Annotated in this window: 27 protein-coding genes; 26 read left to right on the plus strand and 1 reads right to left on the minus strand. The window is 68.0% G+C overall.

Features of this window, described 5'->3' with window-relative positions; translation table 11 throughout:
* On the minus strand, positions 1–1,984 hold a 1,984-nt coding region (locus AAHZ94_RS04185), incomplete at its 3' end, for a PIG-L family deacetylase (RefSeq protein ID WP_349990613.1).
* 431 nt (positions 1,985–2,415) lie between these two features.
* Here AAHZ94_RS04185 and AAHZ94_RS04190 point away from each other — a divergent pair.
* The 26 genes from AAHZ94_RS04190 (at position 2,416) to infA (ending at position 17,018) form a co-directional block, all read left to right on the plus strand.
* Positions 2,416–3,000: a Uma2 family endonuclease gene (locus tag AAHZ94_RS04190; RefSeq protein ID WP_349990615.1), complete on the plus strand. Its 585-nt coding sequence runs from the start codon at positions 2,416–2,418 to the stop codon at positions 2,998–3,000.
* Positions 3,001–3,554: 554 nt separating this feature from the next.
* A complete protein-coding gene (gene rpsJ, locus AAHZ94_RS04195) occupies positions 3,555–3,863 on the plus strand; it encodes a 30S ribosomal protein S10 (RefSeq protein WP_003948644.1) in 309 nt (102 codons plus the stop codon).
* A 13-nt stretch (positions 3,864–3,876) separates the two neighbouring features.
* Positions 3,877–4,521 (plus strand): 50S ribosomal protein L3, encoded by a 645-nt coding sequence (rplC, locus tag AAHZ94_RS04200; protein WP_349990617.1) that lies wholly within the window; start codon positions 3,877–3,879, stop codon positions 4,519–4,521.
* Positions 4,522–4,529: 8 nt separating this feature from the next.
* Entirely contained in the window at positions 4,530–5,210 is a 681-nt protein-coding gene (gene rplD / locus AAHZ94_RS04205; protein ID WP_349990618.1) for a 50S ribosomal protein L4, read from the plus strand.
* Entirely contained in the window at positions 5,210–5,542 is a 333-nt protein-coding gene (gene rplW, locus AAHZ94_RS04210) for a 50S ribosomal protein L23 (protein ID WP_349990620.1), read from the plus strand. Before rplD ends, rplW begins: the two co-directional genes overlap by 1 nt.
* Positions 5,543–5,589: 47 nt before the next feature.
* The gene (rplB, locus tag AAHZ94_RS04215) at positions 5,590–6,426 is read left to right on the plus strand and encodes a 50S ribosomal protein L2 (protein ID WP_349990621.1); all 837 of its coding nucleotides are present in this window, start codon (positions 5,590–5,592) and stop codon (positions 6,424–6,426) included.
* Between the two features lie 12 nt (positions 6,427–6,438).
* Positions 6,439–6,720, plus strand: coding sequence for a 30S ribosomal protein S19 (gene rpsS / locus AAHZ94_RS04220; protein WP_014178772.1), 282 nt, complete (start codon positions 6,439–6,441; stop codon positions 6,718–6,720).
* Positions 6,721–6,763: 43 nt separating this feature from the next.
* On the plus strand, positions 6,764–7,111 hold the full coding sequence (gene rplV / locus AAHZ94_RS04225) for a 50S ribosomal protein L22 (protein ID WP_055517281.1): 348 nt from the start codon (positions 6,764–6,766) through the stop codon (positions 7,109–7,111).
* The gene (rpsC, locus tag AAHZ94_RS04230; RefSeq protein ID WP_349990623.1) at positions 7,111–7,950 is read left to right on the plus strand and encodes a 30S ribosomal protein S3; all 840 of its coding nucleotides are present in this window, start codon (positions 7,111–7,113) and stop codon (positions 7,948–7,950) included. The genes rplV and rpsC overlap by 1 nt, the downstream gene beginning before the upstream one ends.
* Before the next feature lie 5 nt (positions 7,951–7,955).
* The gene (gene rplP / locus AAHZ94_RS04235; RefSeq protein ID WP_311726659.1) at positions 7,956–8,375 is read left to right on the plus strand and encodes a 50S ribosomal protein L16; all 420 of its coding nucleotides are present in this window, start codon (positions 7,956–7,958) and stop codon (positions 8,373–8,375) included.
* Entirely contained in the window at positions 8,375–8,599 is a 225-nt protein-coding gene (gene rpmC, locus AAHZ94_RS04240; RefSeq protein WP_349990625.1) for a 50S ribosomal protein L29, read from the plus strand. The genes rplP and rpmC overlap by 1 nt, the downstream gene beginning before the upstream one ends.
* Positions 8,599–8,883 (plus strand): 30S ribosomal protein S17, encoded by a 285-nt coding sequence (rpsQ, locus tag AAHZ94_RS04245; RefSeq protein ID WP_349990627.1) that lies wholly within the window; start codon positions 8,599–8,601, stop codon positions 8,881–8,883. The genes rpmC and rpsQ overlap by 1 nt, the downstream gene beginning before the upstream one ends.
* A 103-nt stretch (positions 8,884–8,986) precedes the next feature.
* Positions 8,987–9,355: a 50S ribosomal protein L14 gene (gene rplN / locus AAHZ94_RS04250; RefSeq protein WP_176163508.1), complete on the plus strand. Its 369-nt coding sequence runs from the start codon at positions 8,987–8,989 to the stop codon at positions 9,353–9,355.
* 3 nt (positions 9,356–9,358) lie between these two features.
* Positions 9,359–9,682, plus strand: a complete 324-nt coding sequence (gene rplX / locus AAHZ94_RS04255; RefSeq protein ID WP_209239899.1) for a 50S ribosomal protein L24 — start codon at positions 9,359–9,361, stop codon at positions 9,680–9,682.
* A complete protein-coding gene (gene rplE / locus AAHZ94_RS04260) occupies positions 9,682–10,254 on the plus strand; it encodes a 50S ribosomal protein L5 (RefSeq protein ID WP_349990630.1) in 573 nt (190 codons plus the stop codon). The genes rplX and rplE overlap by 1 nt, the downstream gene beginning before the upstream one ends.
* Positions 10,255–10,256: 2 nt before the next feature.
* Positions 10,257–10,442: a type Z 30S ribosomal protein S14 gene (locus AAHZ94_RS04265; RefSeq protein WP_035800856.1), complete on the plus strand. Its 186-nt coding sequence runs from the start codon at positions 10,257–10,259 to the stop codon at positions 10,440–10,442.
* Positions 10,443–10,722: 280 nt separating this feature from the next.
* Positions 10,723–11,121: a 30S ribosomal protein S8 gene (gene rpsH, locus AAHZ94_RS04270; RefSeq protein ID WP_349990632.1), complete on the plus strand. Its 399-nt coding sequence runs from the start codon at positions 10,723–10,725 to the stop codon at positions 11,119–11,121.
* Between the two features lie 21 nt (positions 11,122–11,142).
* On the plus strand, positions 11,143–11,682 hold the full coding sequence (gene rplF, locus AAHZ94_RS04275) for a 50S ribosomal protein L6 (RefSeq protein ID WP_349990636.1): 540 nt from the start codon (positions 11,143–11,145) through the stop codon (positions 11,680–11,682).
* 3 nt (positions 11,683–11,685) lie between these two features.
* Positions 11,686–12,069: a 50S ribosomal protein L18 gene (gene rplR / locus AAHZ94_RS04280; RefSeq protein WP_349990638.1), complete on the plus strand. Its 384-nt coding sequence runs from the start codon at positions 11,686–11,688 to the stop codon at positions 12,067–12,069.
* A gap of 47 nt (positions 12,070–12,116) precedes the next feature.
* Positions 12,117–12,719: a 30S ribosomal protein S5 gene (gene rpsE, locus AAHZ94_RS04285; RefSeq protein WP_349990639.1), complete on the plus strand. Its 603-nt coding sequence runs from the start codon at positions 12,117–12,119 to the stop codon at positions 12,717–12,719.
* A complete protein-coding gene (rpmD, locus tag AAHZ94_RS04290; RefSeq protein ID WP_144380953.1) occupies positions 12,719–12,901 on the plus strand; it encodes a 50S ribosomal protein L30 in 183 nt (60 codons plus the stop codon). Before rpsE ends, rpmD begins: the two co-directional genes overlap by 1 nt.
* Positions 12,902–12,903: 2 nt before the next feature.
* Positions 12,904–13,368: a 50S ribosomal protein L15 gene (gene rplO / locus AAHZ94_RS04295; protein ID WP_349990641.1), complete on the plus strand. Its 465-nt coding sequence runs from the start codon at positions 12,904–12,906 to the stop codon at positions 13,366–13,368.
* A gap of 200 nt (positions 13,369–13,568) precedes the next feature.
* Entirely contained in the window at positions 13,569–14,882 is a 1,314-nt protein-coding gene (gene secY / locus AAHZ94_RS04300; protein WP_349990643.1) for a preprotein translocase subunit SecY, read from the plus strand.
* Complete coding sequence (locus AAHZ94_RS04305) at positions 14,882–15,577, plus strand: adenylate kinase (RefSeq protein ID WP_349990644.1); 696 nt, start codon at positions 14,882–14,884, stop codon at positions 15,575–15,577. Before secY ends, AAHZ94_RS04305 begins: the two co-directional genes overlap by 1 nt.
* 130 nt (positions 15,578–15,707) lie before the next feature.
* On the plus strand, positions 15,708–16,550 hold the full coding sequence (gene map, locus AAHZ94_RS04310) for a type I methionyl aminopeptidase (RefSeq protein WP_349990645.1): 843 nt from the start codon (positions 15,708–15,710) through the stop codon (positions 16,548–16,550).
* Positions 16,551–16,796: 246 nt separating this feature from the next.
* A complete protein-coding gene (gene infA / locus AAHZ94_RS04315; RefSeq protein ID WP_030262853.1) occupies positions 16,797–17,018 on the plus strand; it encodes a translation initiation factor IF-1 in 222 nt (73 codons plus the stop codon).
* Positions 17,019–17,045 lie beyond the last annotated feature (27 nt).

Here is a 17,045-nt window from a genome sequence, read left to right on the forward strand (position 1 = left end):
GGGGGGGCTGCCCGGCGTCGGCACCGCCGGTGGCGTACGCCGTGCCGAGCGGCCCGTACCCGTCGAAGCCGCGCAGCGCCACGGGCCTGCCGCGGCCGGCGCCGATCGGGTAGCTGACCGGGTCGATGCCGCCCGGCGCACGGTAGGTGACGTGCAGCGTGCCGGACGGGTCGAGCGCGGCGGCCGGCTGCTCGGCGGGGACGGGCAGGTCGGCCGGGACCGGCTGGGCGGCCACCGGCTCGCCGGCCCTGGGCTGCGCCCAGTGCCGCAGGCCGCCGCGGGCCGCGGCGAAGACGTGCACCAGGCCGGCGGCGTCGAGCACCACGCCGAGGCCGTCCTGGATCTCGTGGGCCTCGGCGAGCGGCGGCGCACCGGTGCCGGGGGCCGCCGCGTCGGGTATCGGCTGCCAGGGCGACCAGGTGCCGCGGGCGTCGCGGACGCGGCAGGCCAGGCCCTTGCCGGCGGTGCGGGCGAAGAGGTGCACCTGGCCGTCGGGGGGGGCGATCGCCGCCGGGCAACCCACCCGGCGGCCACGCTCCGGGTCGTCGTCCGGGGTGCCGAGACCGCGCCAGGGGCGGAAGCCGCCGCCCGCACCACGCTGCTCAAGCACCACCAACTCCCGTACGTTGGCGCCCCCTTGGCCTTCCAGAGCGGCGAAGCGCAGCGCGAAGACCGACTGTCGGCCGGCCGCGTCGACCACCGCGCACAGGGCGGGGGCCAGCGGCCCACCGCCGAGGTTGCGCGGGGCGTCCCAGCGCCCGCTGCCGGGGGCGGTCTCGCGCCAGCGCACCGCCTGGGTGCCCAGCACGCCGTACGCGGCGAGCCGGCCGTCCGGCTCGGTGAGCGGGGCGAGCCGTGGGCCGCGGTGCCGGTAGTGGGTGCTGCGTATCCAGCCCTTGCGGTTGCGCAGCGGGCGGGTGCCGCCCTGGCCGTAGTCGCCGCAGCCGGCCTCGTTGCCGCACTCCCAGTCGGGCCCGCCGCCGTACGCGGCGAGGAAGCGCGCCTTGTCGCCCACGACGTCGGCCGGCAGGTTGAACGGCCAGCGCTGGTTGTAGTAGCCGCGGAAGGCGGTGGTGGTGAAGCGCGGGGCGCGGCCGTCGCGGCGGGCGGCGTCGGCGGCCCACTGGAACATCGCCTTCCAGGTGAACAGCGCGACCGGCGTGTGGTCGCGGTGGTCGGAACAGCCCGGCTGGTCACTGTCCCGCCGGTGCCTGGCGTCGTGCACCTGGAAGTCGGGGTCGGGGTCCATGGTGTGGATGAGGGTGGGGCGGAAGCGGTCCATGAGGTACGCGAGGGTGTCGACCAGCGTCTCGTGCCGGTACCTGGTGACCTGGCGCAGCGGCGACCCGGTGGGCAGCAGGGTCTCCAGGACGGTGCCCGGCTCCTCCCACAGGTCGGGCATGCGGGAGCCGTCGGCGGACAGCGTGGCGATGTTCAGGAAGACCAACTGGACCGAACGGCCGCCCTGCGCAAGGTGGTTGAGCTCGGCGCTCAGCCCGCCGGGCAGCGTGAGTACGGTCCGCTGCCAGCGGGTGAAGCGGTGCATGCCGAGCATCTCCGCGTACGCCTGCCGCAGCCCCTGCTGGCGGGAAGAGGTGTAGCCGGGCTTGTCGGCCGGCGGCAGCGGGCGGCCGGGCGCGTTGTTGACGCCGAGCGCCTCGCCGGCGGTGACGTACACGGACACCACGGGGATTCCGGCGTCGAGCACGTGCCGGGCGTCCGGGTTCATGAAGTACAGGTCGTCGTCCGGGTGCGCGAGGACCTGGAGGAGCAGGGCGTCCTGGTCGCCGGTGACCGAGGTGAACGGCTCGGCGGCGTGCGGGTCGACCGACCGCACCGGGGCGACGGGCCCGCTGGGGCGCGCGCTGGCCGCGGAGAGGTTCCCCGCGCTCCGGCCACCGCTGAGGCCCGCCGCCGTCAGTGCCGCCAACGCGGCCACCACCTGTCGCCGTCCCGGCCTGGGCCACGGGGTCGTGCTCTTCACCTGTCGTGCCTCGCGATGTCATCCCGGGGCAGCCCTGCGTCCACGGACTGCGCTCACCCAGGTAGACGGTGCATAGTGCAAGCGGGTTGCTCGCCCGACCCGACTCCATGATCACGAATTGGTCGCTGTGGGGTTGCTGTTTCCCAACTGGCTTGGTTTTTCCGGAATTTGGGGTGGGGGTGAGTGTGGGGGAGTGGTGGTGGGGTGAGGTGGTTCGGGGGTTGGGTGTGTGCTGGGGGTTGGAGCGGGTGGGGGTTGGAGTGGGCGGGGGCGGCTCCCGCGGTGCCGGTGCTGTCCTGGCGGATGGGTGCGGTGGGCCGGTGTGTGCGAGGTTCCCCTGTTGCAACCGTTCCGCCCGTATGGGCTATATCGGGCCCGATCGGGGCGCTACCGTGAAGGGGCGGTGCAAGATCTCGTCCATGGGAGGGACAATGACCGCCGAATCGCTTCGCCCGTGGCCGGTGCCACCGCCGAACGGCTACACCGTGGACGACCTCTTCGCGCTGCCCGACCTCCCGCCCCACACGGAGTTGATCGACGGGAGCCTGGTCTTCGTGAGCCCGCAGCAGGTCTTTTACATGGCGACGATGCATTTGCTGGAGAGCGGACTGCATCGGACGCTGCCTGGGCACCTGAGGGTCGGCCGGGAGATGACGGTCGTGCTCGGACCGTGCAACGCGCTGGAACCGGACCTGTTCGTGGTCCGCAAGGAGGCGCTGCGCAGCCGCCGGCAGACCAGTTTCGAGGCCGCGGACGTCCTGCTCGTCGTCGAGGTGGTCTCCCCGGACTCCGGGGCCCGGGACCGCGACACCAAGCCCCGGAAGTACGCCGCTGCCGGCATCCCGCACTTCTGGCTGGTCGAGATGGCCGGCGAGGAGGACCAGCCCGTGGTCTACACCTACGAGCGGGACCCGGTGACCCAGGCGTACGGCCTCAGCGGCATCCACCACGACCGCCTCAAGCTCTCGGTCCCGTACGCGCTGGACATCGACCTCACCGACGCCGCGCTGGGGTAGGGGCCCGGGCCGCGGGTCCGCCGGCGGCGTCCCCGGCTCGCGGGTGGCGGGTGCCGGAGCCGGCCGGGCGCGTAGGAGCGCTACGCTGCTCGCCAGCGCCGAGAACGGCCGCCCCGCCGCGGCCCCCGCCACCGGCCCGTCGCTGCGCCGTCGCTCCCCCGGTGATGATTCGCCGCCACCCCTGTGGGGTACTCTCCAAGGCTCGATTCGCGACCGGCATGCCCCGTATGGCACACTGTTCAGGTTGCTCGGTTGAGTGCCGATGTTGCGCGCCTCCCGCCGGGGGGACTGGAAGCGAGTCCCGCAGTACTCGTCGCCCCATGCTGTGTGCCGCAAGGCGCAGGGGCGGAAGTACGGGAATCTTCCGGGAAGCGTTACGGGGCCCCAGCCAGGCGCCCGGTGGGTGACTTTCCCCCCACAACCCCCTTCACCAGGGAATTCTCCTATGGAGAATTACAAGAAGGGGCGCGACACGCCCGACCGCGTGGGTCGGGGAAAGGCCGCGAACGCACCGGGTCCCAGAGCGTGACGAGAGACAGGACTACGAAGTAGCCATGGCGGGACAGAAGATCCGCATCCGGCTCAAGGCCTACGACCACGAGGTCATCGACTCTTCGGCGAAGAAGATCGTCGAGACGGTGACCCGTACTGGTGCGTCGGTCGCGGGCCCGGTGCCGCTGCCCACTGAGAAGAACGTGTACTGCGTCATCAAGTCGCCGCACAAGTACAAGGACTCGCGCGAGCACTTCGAGATGCGCACGCACAAGCGCCTCATCGACATTCTCGACCCCACGCCGAAGACCGTCGACTCGCTGATGCGCCTCGACCTGCCGGCCGGCGTCGACATCGAGATCAAGCTCTGAGGTGACGCGCGAGATGGCTAAGCAGATCAAGGGCGTCCTGGGCGAGAAGCTCGGCATGACGCAGGTGTGGGACGAGAACAACCGCGTTGTTCCGGTCACCGTCGTCAAGGCCGGGCCTTGCGTCGTGACCCAGGTCCGTACCGCTGACTCGGACGGCTACGACGCCGTCCAGATCGCCTTCGGCGAGATCGACCCGCGCAAGGTGAACAAGCCCCTCAAGGGTCACTTCGCCAAGGCGGACGTCACCCCGCGCCGCCACCTGGTGGAGCTGCGTACCGCTGACGCCAGCGGATACACGCTCGGCCAGGAGGTCACCGCCGAGGTGTTCGAGTCCGGTGTCAAGGTCGATGTGACCGGCACCAGCAAGGGCAAGGGCACCGCCGGTGTCATGAAGCGTCACGGCTTCGGTGGCCTCGGCGCCGGTCACGGCACGCAGCGCAAGCACCGCTCGCCCGGCTCCATCGGTGGCTGCGCCACCCCGGGCCGCGTGTTCAAGGGCCTGCGCATGGCCGGCCGGATGGGCAACGAGCGGGTCACCACCCAGAACCTGACCGTCCATGCCGTTGACGCGGAGAAGGGCCTGCTCCTCATCAAGGGCGCGGTTCCCGGTCCGAACGGCGGCCTCGTCCTGGTCCGCACCGCGGCCAAGGGGGCCTGAGGTTAACCATGACTACCAGTACCGTTGACATCCTTTCGCCGGCTGGCGACAAGGCCGGGACCGTCGAGCTCCCCGCGGAGATCTTCGACGCGCAGGTCAGCGTTCCGCTGATCCACCAGGTCGTCGTCGCCCAGCTGGCCGCTGCCCGCCAGGGCACGCACAAGACGAAGACCCGTGGCGAGGTCCGCGGCGGTGGCAAGAAGCCGTACCGCCAGAAGGGCACCGGCCGCGCCCGTCAGGGCTCGACCCGCGCGCCGCAGTTCGCCGGTGGTGGCGTCGTGCACGGTCCCGTGCCGCGCGACTACTCGCAGCGCACCCCCAAGAAGATGAAGGCCGCCGCCCTGCGTGGCGCCCTCTCCGACCGGGCGCGCCACAGCCGTATCCACGTCGTCTCCGGCGTGGTGGACGGTGAGGTCTCCACGAAGGCCGCGAAGTCCCTGTTCGGCAAGATCAGCGAGCGGAAGAACCTGCTCCTGGTCGTCGAGCGGGCCGACGAGGCCGCGTGGCTCTCCGCCCGCAACCTGCCCCAGGTGCACATCCTGGAGCCGGGCCAGCTGAACACGTACGACGTGCTCGTCTCCGATGACGTGGTCTTCACGCAGGCCGCCTTCGAGTCCTTCGTGGCCGGTCCGGCCGCGTCGGCCAAGGCCGTCGCCTCCGAGGCTGAGCTCGAAGGGAGCGACGCCTGATGAGTGAGGCAACCGCGGAGATCATCACCAGCAAGACCTTCACGGACCCCCGTGACATCCTGGTCAAGCCGGTGGTTTCCGAGAAGAGCTACGCGCTGCTTGACGAGAACAAGTACACGTTCATCGTCGACCCGCGTGCGAACAAGACCCAGATCAAGCAGGCCGTCGAGGCGGTCTTCTCGGTCAAGGTCACCGGGGTCAACACGATCAACCGCCAGGGCAAGCGCAAGCGCACCCGCACCGGTTTCGGCAAGCGCAAGGACACCAAGCGCGCCATCGTGACCCTCGCCGAGGGCGACCGCATCGACATCTTCGGCGGCCCGGTCTCCTAACGGAGATCGGTACGTCCAGAAGTCCGGAATCTTCCGAGGACTGAGAAATGGGTATCCGCAAGTACAAGCCGACGACTCCGGGCCGTCGTGGCTCCAGCGTCGCCGACTTCGTCGAGATCACGCGGTCCACGCCGGAGAAGTCGCTGGTCCGCCCGCTGCACAGCAAGGGCGGTCGTAACAACGCCGGTCGTGTGACCGTTCGCCACCAGGGTGGCGGACACAAGCGCGCGTACCGCGTCATCGACTTCCGTCGTCACGACAAGGACGGCGTCCCGGCGAAGGTCGCTCACATCGAGTACGACCCCAACCGCACCGCGCGCATCGCGCTGCTGCACTACGCCGACGGTGAGAAGCGCTACATCATCGCGCCGGCCGGCCTGAAGCAGGGCGACCGGATCGAGAACGGCCCCGGGGCCGACATCAAGCCGGGCAACAACCTGCCGCTGCGCAACATCCCGGTCGGTACGGTCATCCACGCCATCGAGCTGCGGCCCGGCGGCGGTGCGAAGTTCGCCCGCTCCGCCGGTGCGTCCGTGCAGCTCCTGGCGCGTGAGGGGGCCATGGCCCACCTCCGTATGCCGTCCGGTGAGATCCGCCTGGTCGACGTCCGCTGCCGCGCCACTGTCGGCGAGGTCGGCAACGCCGAGCAGTCGAACATCAACTGGGGCAAGGCCGGCCGCATGCGCTGGAAGGGCGTCCGCCCGACCGTCCGCGGTGTCGTGATGAACCCCGTCGACCACCCGCACGGTGGTGGTGAGGGCAAGACCTCCGGTGGTCGCCACCCGGTCTCGCCGTGGGGTCAGAAGGAGGGCCGTACGCGCTCGCCGAAGAAGGCCAGCAACAAGTACATCGTCCGCCGCCGCAAGACGAACAAGAAGCGCTAGGAGCGGGTTTAGATGCCGCGCAGTCTCAAGAAGGGGCCCTTCGTCGACGACCACCTGATCAAGAAGGTGGACGTACAGAACGAGGCAGGCACCAAGAACGTCATCAAGACCTGGTCCCGCCGCTCCATGATCGTCCCGGCCATGCTCGGCCACACGATCGCGGTGCACGACGGCCGCAAGCACGTCCCGGTGTTCGTCACCGAGTCGATGGTCGGCCACAAGCTCGGCGAGTTTGCGCCGACCCGCACCTTCCGCGGCCATGAGAAGGACGACCGCAAGTCGCGTCGTCGCTGATCTGCGGAAAGCGAAGACCATGACAGACACCGAAGGGACAACCATGGAAGCCAGGGCCCAGGCGCGGTACATCCGCGTCACGCCCATGAAGGCCCGCCGCGTGGTGGACCTTATCCGTGGCATGGATGCCACGGAGGCTCAGGCGGTCCTGCGTTTCGCCCCGCAGGCCGCCAGCGTGCCGGTCGGCAAGGTGCTGGACAGCGCCATTGCCAACGCCGCGCACAACTACGACCACACCGACGCCAACAGCCTCTTCATCTCCGAGGCGTACGTCGACGAGGGCCCGACCCTGAAGCGGTTCCGTCCGCGTGCCCAGGGCCGTGCCTACCGGATCCGCAAGCGGACCAGCCACATCACCGTGGTCGTCAGCAGCAAGGAAGGAACCCGGTAATGGGCCAGAAGGTAAACCCGCACGGGTTCCGGCTCGGTGTGACCACGGACTTCAAGTCCCGTTGGTACGCCGACAAGCTGTACAAGGACTACGTCAAGGAAGACGTCGCGATCCGTCGCATGCTCACCCAGGGCATGGAGCGCGCCGGCATCTCCAAGGTCGAGATCGAGCGCACCCGGGACCGGGTCCGCGTTGACGTCCACACCGCCCGGCCGGGCATCGTCATCGGCCGCCGCGGCGCGGAGGCCGACCGGCTCCGGGGCAACCTGGAGAAGCTCACCGGCAAGCAGATCCAGTTCAACATCCTTGAGGTGAAGAACCCGGAGACCGACGCTCAGCTCGTGGCGCAGGCCGTGGCCGAGCAGCTCTCCTCGCGCGTCTCCTTCCGTCGTGCCATGCGCAAGAGCATGCAGTCGACGATGAAGGCCGGCGCCAAGGGCATCAAGATCCAGTGTGGTGGCCGTCTCGGCGGCGCCGAGATGTCCCGCTCCGAGTTCTACCGCGAGGGCCGTGTGCCCCTGCACACCCTGCGCGCCAACGTGGACTACGGCTTCTTCGAGGCCAAGACGTCCTTCGGCCGCATCGGTGTGAAGGTGTGGATCTACAAGGGCGACGTGAAGAACATCGCCGAGGTCCGCGCCGAGAACGCGGCTGCGCGTGCGGGCAACCGCCCCTCGCGTGGTGGCGGCAACGAGCGCCCGGCCCGTGGTGGCCGTGGCGGCGAGCGGGGCGGCCGAGGCCGCAAGCCGCAGCAGCAGTCGGCTCCGGCCGCCGAGGCCCCCACGGCCGAGGCGCCTGCCGCCGCTGCTCCGGCGGAGACCACCGGAACGGAGGCCTGACCGACATGCTGATCCCTCGCAGGGTCAAGCACCGCAAGCAGCACCACCCGAAGCGGTCGGGTATGGCCAAGGGCGGCACGGAGCTGGCGTTCGGCGAGTACGGCATTCAGGCCGTCACCGCGGCGTACGTGACGAACCGTCAGATCGAGGCCGCTCGTATCGCCATGACCCGCCACATCAAGCGTGGCGGCAAGGTCTGGATCAACATCTACCCGGACCGGCCGCTCACCAAGAAGCCCGCCGAGACCCGCATGGGTTCCGGTAAGGGTTCTCCGGAGTGGTGGATCGCGAACGTCAAGCCCGGTCGGGTGATGTTCGAGCTGTCCTACCCGAACGAGAAGACTGCTCGCGAGGCGCTGACCCGCGCCGCGCACAAGCTTCCGATGAAGTGCCGCATCGTTCGGCGCGAGGCAGGTGAGTCGTGATGGCGGCCGGTACCAAGGCGACCGAGCTGCGCGAGCTGAACGACGAGAATCTCGTCGACAAGCTCCGTGAGGCCAAGGAGGAGCTGTTCAACCTCCGCTTCCAGGCGGCGACCGGACAGCTTGAGAACCACGGCCGGCTGAAGGCCGTCCGCAAGGACATCGCCCGGATCTACACCCTGATGCGTGAGCGCGAGCTGGGCATCGAGACGGTGGAGAGCGCCTGATGAGCGAGACGAATGTGACTGAGACTGCAAACGAGCGCGGCTTCCGCAAGACCCGTGAGGGTCTGGTCGTCAGCGACAAGATGGACAAGACCGTCGTCGTCGCCGTTGAGGACCGCGTCAAGCACGCGCTGTACGGCAAGGTCATCCGTCGTACGAACAAGCTCAAGGCGCACGACGAGCAGAACGCCGCGGGCATCGGCGACCGCGTCCTCCTGATGGAGACCCGGCCGCTGTCGGCGACGAAGCGCTGGCGCGTCGTCGAGATCCTCGAAAAGGCCAAGTAATTCCCCTCCGAGGGGGACCCCCTCGGAATAGTTCCGCCAGGCTCGGCAGGGACTCGGGCGACCGGGTCCCTGCCGGGAACCGGCAGACGATCAGGAGATAGACGTGATCCAGCAGGAGTCGCGACTGCGCGTCGCCGACAACACTGGTGCGAAGGAGATCCTTTGCATCCGTGTTCTCGGTGGTTCCGGTCGCCGCTACGCGGGCATCGGTGACGTCATCGTCGCCACCGTCAAGGACGCGATCCCCGGTGGCAACGTGAAGAAGGGTGACGTCATCAAGGCGGTCATCGTGCGCACCGTCAAGGAGCGCCGCCGCCCCGATGGCTCGTACATCCGCTTCGACGAGAACGCCGCCGTCATTCTGAAGAACGACGGCGACCCCCGCGGCACCCGTATCTTCGGCCCGGTCGGCCGTGAGCTGCGCGAGAAGAAGTTCATGAAGATCGTCTCGCTCGCGCCGGAGGTGCTGTAACCGATGAAGATCAAGAAGGGTGACCTGGTCCAGGTCATCACCGGCAAGGACAAGGGCAAGCAGGGCAAGGTCATCGTGGCCTACCCCCGCGAGGACCGCGTCCTGGTCGAGGGTGTCAACCGGGTCAAGAAGCACACGAAGGCCGGCCAGACCGCTCGTGGCTCGAAGACCGGCGGCATTGTGACGACCGAGGCCCCGATCCACGTGAGCAACGTTCAGCTCGTGGTGGAGAAGGACGGCAAGAAGGTCGTCACCCGCGTCGGGTACCGCTTCGACGACGAGGGCAACAAGATCCGCGTTGCCAAGCGGACCGGTGAGGACATCTGATGACTGCCACCAGTGCAAGCGCCCCCAGCACGCCGCGCCTCAAGCAGCGCTACCGCGAGGAGATCGTGGGCAAGCTGCGTGAGGAGTTCTCGTACGAGAACGTCATGCAGGTCCCCGGCCTCACCAAGATCGTGGTCAACATGGGTGTGGGCGACGCCGCCCGCGACTCCAAGCTGATCGAGGGCGCCATCCGCGACCTCACCACGATCACCGGTCAGAAGCCGGCCGTCACCAAGGCCCGCAAGTCCATCGCGCAGTTCAAGCTGCGTGAGGGTCAGCCGATCGGTGCCCACGTCACCCTCCGCGGTGACCGGATGTGGGAGTTCCTGGACCGCACGCTGTCGCTCGCGCTCCCGCGCATCCGCGACTTCCGTGGTCTGTCGCCCAAGCAGTTCGACGGCCGGGGCAACTACACCTTCGGTCTCACGGAGCAGGTCATGTTCCACGAGATCGACCAGGACAAGATCGACCGGGTCCGGGGCATGGACATCACCGTGGTGACGACCGCCCAGAACGACGATGAGGGCCGTGCCCTGCTTCGTCACCTCGGCTTCCCGTTCAAGGAGAACTGACCGTGGCGAAGAAGTCTCTGATCGCTAAGGCCGCCCGCAAGCCGAAGTTTGCGGTGCGCGCCTACACCCGCTGCCAGCGCTGTGGCCGGCCGCACTCCGTCTACCGCAAGTTCGGCCTGTGCCGCGTGTGCCTCCGTGAGATGGCCCACCGTGGCGAGCTGCCGGGCGTGACCAAGAGCTCCTGGTAATTCGACGCTCCGCCTGGTGAGCGCCCTGCGGGGCGCCACCGGAGCGGAGTGGCGAGACCACTGGAGCTCTCGGTAAGCATCTGGTCGGCGGGGGCCCGGCTCTTCTTCCCGTAGGGTAGAAGGGTTGGGCGCCCCGCCGTCCGAGACCGCTGCGGGCGATGCGCCCGCAAGAAGTCGCTTACTACGCCGAAGGTCCCCGCGCCGCACCCGTCCCGAACTGAATCGGGGAGAGGGATGGCGCAGATAGGAAACCCCGGCGAGAGAGGCCGAAGGCCAATTCATGACCATGACTGATCCCATCGCAGACATGCTGACGCGTCTGCGGAACGCGAACTCGGCGTACCACGACTCGGTGTCGATGCCGCACAGCAAGATCAAGTCGCACATCGCGGAGATCCTCCAGCAGGAGGGTTACATCACCGGCTGGAAGGTCGAGGACGCCGAGGTCGGCAAGAACCTCATCCTTGAGCTGAAGTTCGGCCCGAACCGTGAGCGTTCGATCGCCGGCATCAAGCGCATCTCCAAGCCGGGCCTGCGGGTCTACGCAAAGTCCACCAACCTGCCGAAGGTGCTCGGCGGCCTGGGCGTGGCGATCATCTCCACGTCCCACGGTCTGCTCACCGGCCAGCAGGCTCAGAAGAAGGGCGTGGGTGGGGAAGTCCTCGCCTACGTCTGGTAACCGGGAACGGAGGAATAGCCAATGTCGCGTATTGGACGGCTGCCCATCCAGGTTCCCGCTGGTGTGGACGTCACCATCGATGGCCGTACGGTCCAGGTGAAGGGCCCCAAGGGCACCCTCAGCCACACCGTTGCCGCGCCCATCGAGATCGCTAAGGGCGAGGACGGCGTCATCAACGTCACGCGCCCCAACGATGAGCGTCAGAACAAGGCCCTGCACGGCCTGTCCCGGACGCTGGTGGCGAACATGATCACCGGCGTGACCGCGGGCTACAGCAAGGCACTTGAGATCAGCGGTGTCGGTTACCGCGTCCAGGCGAAGGGCTCCAACCTGGAGTTCTCGCTGGGCTACAGCCACCCCATCCTGATCGAGGCCCCCGAGGGCATCACCTTCAAGGTGGAGTCCCCGACCAAGCTCAGTGTCGAGGGCATCGACAAGCAGAAGGTCGGCGAGGTCGCCGCGAACATCCGCAAGCTGCGCAAGCCTGACCCGTACAAGGCCAAGGGCGTCAAGTACGCGGGCGAGGTCATCCGCCGCAAGGTCGGAAAGGCTGGTAAGTAAGCCATGGCATACGGTGTGAAGATCGCGAAGGGCAACGCCCGCAAGGGTGCCGCCCTCAAGCGTCGCCACATCCGCGTTCGCAAGCGGATCTCGGGTACGCCCGAGCGTCCCCGCCTCGTGGTCACGCGTTCCAACCGCCACATCGTGGCGCAGGTCATCGACGACATCGCGGGCCACACGCTCGCGTCGGCGTCGACCCTGGACACGTCGATCCGTAGCGGAGAAGGCGACAAGAGCGCCCAGGCCAAGCAGGTCGGGGCCCTGGTGGCGGAGCGTGCCAAGGCCGCCGGCGTCGAGGCCGTGGTGTTCGACCGCGGTGGCAACCAGTACGCCGGGCGCATCGCCGCTCTGGCGGACGCCGCCCGCGAAGCCGGGCTGAAGTTCTAAGCCCCGGTTCCGGAGCTAGCGGACCGTAACAGAGAGAGGTATTTCCAATGGCTGGACCCCAGCGCCGCGGTGGCGGCGCCGGTGGCGGCGAGCGGCGGGACCGGAAGGGCCGGGACGGCGGTGCTGCTGCCGAGAAGACCGCGTACGTTGAGCGCGTCGTCGCGATCAACCGCGTCGCCAAGGTCGTGAAGGGTGGTCGTCGCTTCAGCTTCACCGCGCTGGTCGTGGTGGGCGACGGTGACGGCACCGTGGGTGTCGGATACGGGAAGGCGAAGGAGGTTCCGGCCGCCATCGCCAAGGGCGTTGAGGAGGCCAAGAAGAACTTCTTCAAGGTCCCCCGGATCCAGGGCACCATCCCGCACCCCATCCAGGGTGAAGAGGCCGCGGGCGTCGTGCTGCTCAAGCCGGCTGCCCCCGGTACCGGTGTGATCGCCGGTGGCCCGGTGCGCGCCGTCCTGGAGTGCGCGGGCATCCACGACGTGCTGAGCAAGTCGCTCGGTTCGTCGAACCCGATCAACATCGTGCACGCCACGCGTGCGGCGCTCCAGGGGCTTCAGCGTCCCGAGGAGATCGCCGCCCGCCGTGGCCTGCCGCTGGAGGACGTCGCCCCCGCGGCTCTGCTGCGGGCGCGTGCCGGGGTGGGTGCGTAATGGCTCGCCTCAAGGTCACGCAGACGAAGTCCTACATCGGCAGCAAGCAGAACCACCGTGACACGCTGCGTTCGCTCGGGCTGAAGAAGCTCGGCGACGTGGTGGTCAAGGAGGACCGTCCCGAGTTCCGCGGCATGGTGCACACCGTCCGCCACCTCGTCACGGTTGAGGAGGTCGACTGATCATGGCTGGTTCCTCCGAGAGCAAGCCGCTGAAGGTCCACAACCTCCGTCCCGCCCCGGGCGCCAAGACCGCCAAGACCCGTGTGGGTCGTGGTGAGGCGTCCAAGGGTAAGACGGCCGGTCGTGGTACCAAGGGCACCAAGGCCCGTTACCAGGTTCCGGAGCGCTTCGAGGGCGGGCAGATGCCCCTCCACATGCGTCTCCCGAAGCTGAAGGGCTTCAAGAACCCCGCCCACAAGCAGTTCCAGGTGGTCAACCTGGAGAAGCTGGCGTCGCTCTACCCGCAGGGTGGCGAGGTCACGGTGGCCGATCTGGTCGCCAAGGGCGCGGTGCGCAAGAACGAGCTCGTCAAGGTGCTGGGCACCGGCGAGATCTCCGTGGCGCTGACGGTGACGGTGGACGCCGTTTCCGGCTCCGCCAAGGAGAAGATTGCCGCTGCTGGCGGCACCGTTACCGAGCTCATCTGAGTCGGTGACGACCAACCGGGGATGTCCCTTGCGAGGGGCATCCCCGGTTGGTCGTTCCTAGGGGGTCCAGTCGCCGGTAAGCTGGCGTGCGCTGTTACCCTCCGCGTGGCCTGTGTGCGCGCGGGTTTTGGCTGATTTGTATTCGTCGATCCTCAAGACCGTCACCTCTCGCGCTCGACGCGGGGGGCGCAGGAGGCACCGTGCTCACCGCGTTCGCCCGAGCGTTCAAGACGCCCGACCTGCGCAAGAAGCTGCTCTTCACGCTGGGCATCATCGTCCTGTTCCGGCTCGGGGCGCACGTCCCGGTTCCCGGAATCGACTACTCGAACGTCCAGCAGTGCATGGACGAGGCCAAGTCCCAGCAGGGGCTCTTCGGCCTGGTCAACATGTTCAGTGGTGGTGCGCTACTGCAGATCACCATCTTTGCGCTAGGGATCATGCCGTACATCACGGCGAGCATCATCCTTCAGTTGCTCACGGTGGTGATCCCCCGTCTTGAAGCCCTCAAGAAGGAGGGTCAGTCGGGGCAGGCAAAGATCACGCAGTACACCCGTTATCTGACGGTGGCGCTGGCGATCTTGCAGGGCACCGGCCTGGTGGCCACCGCGCGCAGCGGCTCGCTCTTCCAGAACTGCCAGGTCGGCGACCAGATCGTGCCCGACCAGTCGATCTTCGTCACCATCACCATGGTGATCACCATGACCGCCGGCACGGCGGTGGTGATGTGGCTCGGTGAGCTCATCACCGACCGCGGCATCGGCAACGGCATGTCCATCCTGATGTTCATCTCCATCGCGGCCGGCTTCCCCGGCGCGCTGTGGGCGATCCGTCAGCAGGGCAAGATCATGGACGGCTGGCTGGAGTTCAGCCTCGTCATCGTCTGTGGTCTGGCGATGGTGGCCCTGGTGGTCTTCGTGGAGCAGGCGCAGCGCCGCATCCCGGTCCAGTACGCGAAGCGCATGATCGGCCGCCGTTCGTACGGCGGGACCTCGACCTACATCCCACTCAAGGTGAACCAGGCCGGCGTGATCCCGGTCATCTTCGCCTCGTCGTTGCTCTACATCCCGGCGCTCATCGCCCAGTTCAGCGGCTCCGACGCGGAGTGGGCCGTCTGGATCGAGAACAACTTCGTGACGGGTGACCACCCGGTTTACATCGTTACGTACTTCCTGCTGATCGTCTTCTTCGCCTTCTTCTACGTCGCCATCTCCTTCAACCCCGAAGAAGTTGCTGACAACATGAAGAAGTATGGTGGGTTCATCCCGGGTATCCGGGCTGGTCGTCCCACTGCGGAGTACTTGAGCTACGTGCTGAACCGCATCACGTGGCCCGGCTCGCTGTACCTGGGCCTGATCGCTCTGGTGCCAACGGTGGCGCTGGTGACGCTCAACGCCAATCAGAACTTCCCGTTCGGTGGTACCAGCATCCTCATCATCGTGGGTGTTGGTCTGGAGACGGTGAAGCAGATCGAGAGCCAGCTTCAGCAGCGACACTACGAAGGGTTCCTCCGCTGATGCGAATCGTCCTCGTCGGGCCTCCCGGGGCGGGCAAGGGAACGCAGGCCGCGTACCTCGCCAAGAACTTGTCAATCCCGCACATTTCCACGGGTGACCTTTTCCGCGCGAACATCAGTCAGGGCACGCCCCTGGGCCAGCAGGCGCAGGAGTACATGAAGGCCGGACAACTGGTGCCGGACGAGGTCACGGTGGGCATGGCCAAGGACCGGATGGCCCAGCCCGATGCCGAGGGCGGCTTCCTGCTCGACGGCTTCCCGCGCAACCTCCACCAGGCCCAGGTGCTCGACCAGATCCTGACCGCGGACGGGCTGAGCCTGGATGCGGTGCTGGACCTGGAGGTCCCCGAGGACGAGGTCGTGAAGCGGATCGCCGGGCGGCGTACCTGTCGTACGGACTCCAGCCACACCTTCCACGTGGAGTACAGCAAGCCCAAGGTGGCGGACGTCTGTGACGTCTGTGGCGGCGAGCTGTACCAGCGCGAGGACGACAGTGAGGAAACGGTCCGCAAGCGGCTGGAGGTCTACCACAGCGAGACCGAGCCGATCATCGACTTCTACAAGGCCCAGGGCCTGGTCGTGACGATCTCGGCGCTCGGCAAGGTGGTCGAGGTCACCCAGCGGGCCATGGACGCGCTGCTCCAGCAGTCCGAGCGGACCGCGACGACGGACGGTCGGACCGTACCGGGTCCGTGAGTCCAGGCCCCCGCCGGCCCGATGGGGCGGGTGCGGCGGTGCGGTAACGGCGTGTGCGGCCGTGGTGCTCCCAGCGAGCGCCACGGCCGTACTGTTGTGTGTAGGTATCACAGAAGGCGGAAGGCGACCCATGTTGGAGATCAAGACCCCGGAGCAGATCGCGAAGATGCGGGCGGCGGGGCTGGTCGTGGCGCGCATCCACGAGGCCTGCCGGGCGGCTGCCGTCGTGGGCGCCACCACCAAGGACCTGGACGAGGCCGCCCGCAAGGTGATTGCCGAGGCCGGGGCCAAGTCCAACTTCCTGGGGTACGGCGGCTTCCCCGCGACGATCTGCACCTCGGTGAACGACGTGGTGGTGCACGGCATCCCGGATGCGGAGACCGTGCTGAAGGACGGCGACATCATCTCCATCGACGCCGGCGCCATCGTGGACGGCTGGCACGGGGACGCCGCGTTCACCGCCTTCGTGGGCGAGGGGCACGCGCCGGAGCTGCACGAGCTGAGCCGGGTCACCGAGGAGTCGATGTGGGCCGGCCTGGCGGCGGTCCGCAAGGGGCACCGGCTGGTGGACGTCTCGCGGGCCATCGAGCAGTACATCCGTCGGCAGCCGCGGCCTGCCTCCGGCAAGTACGGGATCATCGAGGACTACGGTGGCCACGGCATCGGCAGCGAGATGCACATGGACCCGCACCTGCTGAACTACGTCTCCCGCAAGCGGGGCAAGGGCCCGAAGCTGGTGCCTGGGCTGTGCCTGGCGATCGAGCCGATGGTGAGCCTGGGCACGGCGCGTACCCATGTGCTGGCCGATGACTGGACGGTCAAGACGGACGACGGTTCCTGGTCGTGCCACTGGGAGCACTCGGTGGCGCTGACCGAGGAGGGCCCGCTGGTGCTGACCGCCGTGGACGGCGGCCGGGCGAAGCTGGCCGAGTACGGGGTGACGGCGGCGCCCGACCCGCTGGCTGCGGGCTGAGCGTGGCCGGGCCTGCCCCGATATGGCCGGTCCGTACGCCGCTGAGCGGCACAGTGCTTAATGATCTCCGTGTACGGGCAGAAGACCTGGATTCGTCTTTCGGGAACCGCTGACGTAGACTGATGCGTCGGCTCTCGTATATCTGCGCGCCCGTATGCCAGCTCCCTCGGAGCGGTGCTGCGAGCGCGCATGCATCGCGTATGCATGCCGAGAGTTGATCAAGGTAGCCGATTCGAAGGGCGAAGCGTGGCCAAGAAGCAAGGTGCCATCGAAATCGAGGGCACCGTGATCGAGTCCCTGCCGAACGCCATGTTCAAGGTGGAGCTCCAGAACGGTCACCAGGTCCTCGCGCACATCAGCGGCAAGATGCGCATGCACTACATCCGCATCCTCCCTGACGACCGGGTCGTGGTGGAGCTCTCTCCCTACGACCTGACGCGCGGACGCATCGTCTACCGCTACAAGTAGATCTCGCCGCCGTCCCGCTCCCGTGGG

Origin of the sequence: Streptomyces sp. HSW2009 (assembly GCF_040240285.1) — a bacterium.
Classification (GTDB): domain Bacteria; phylum Actinomycetota; class Actinomycetes; order Streptomycetales; family Streptomycetaceae; genus Streptomyces.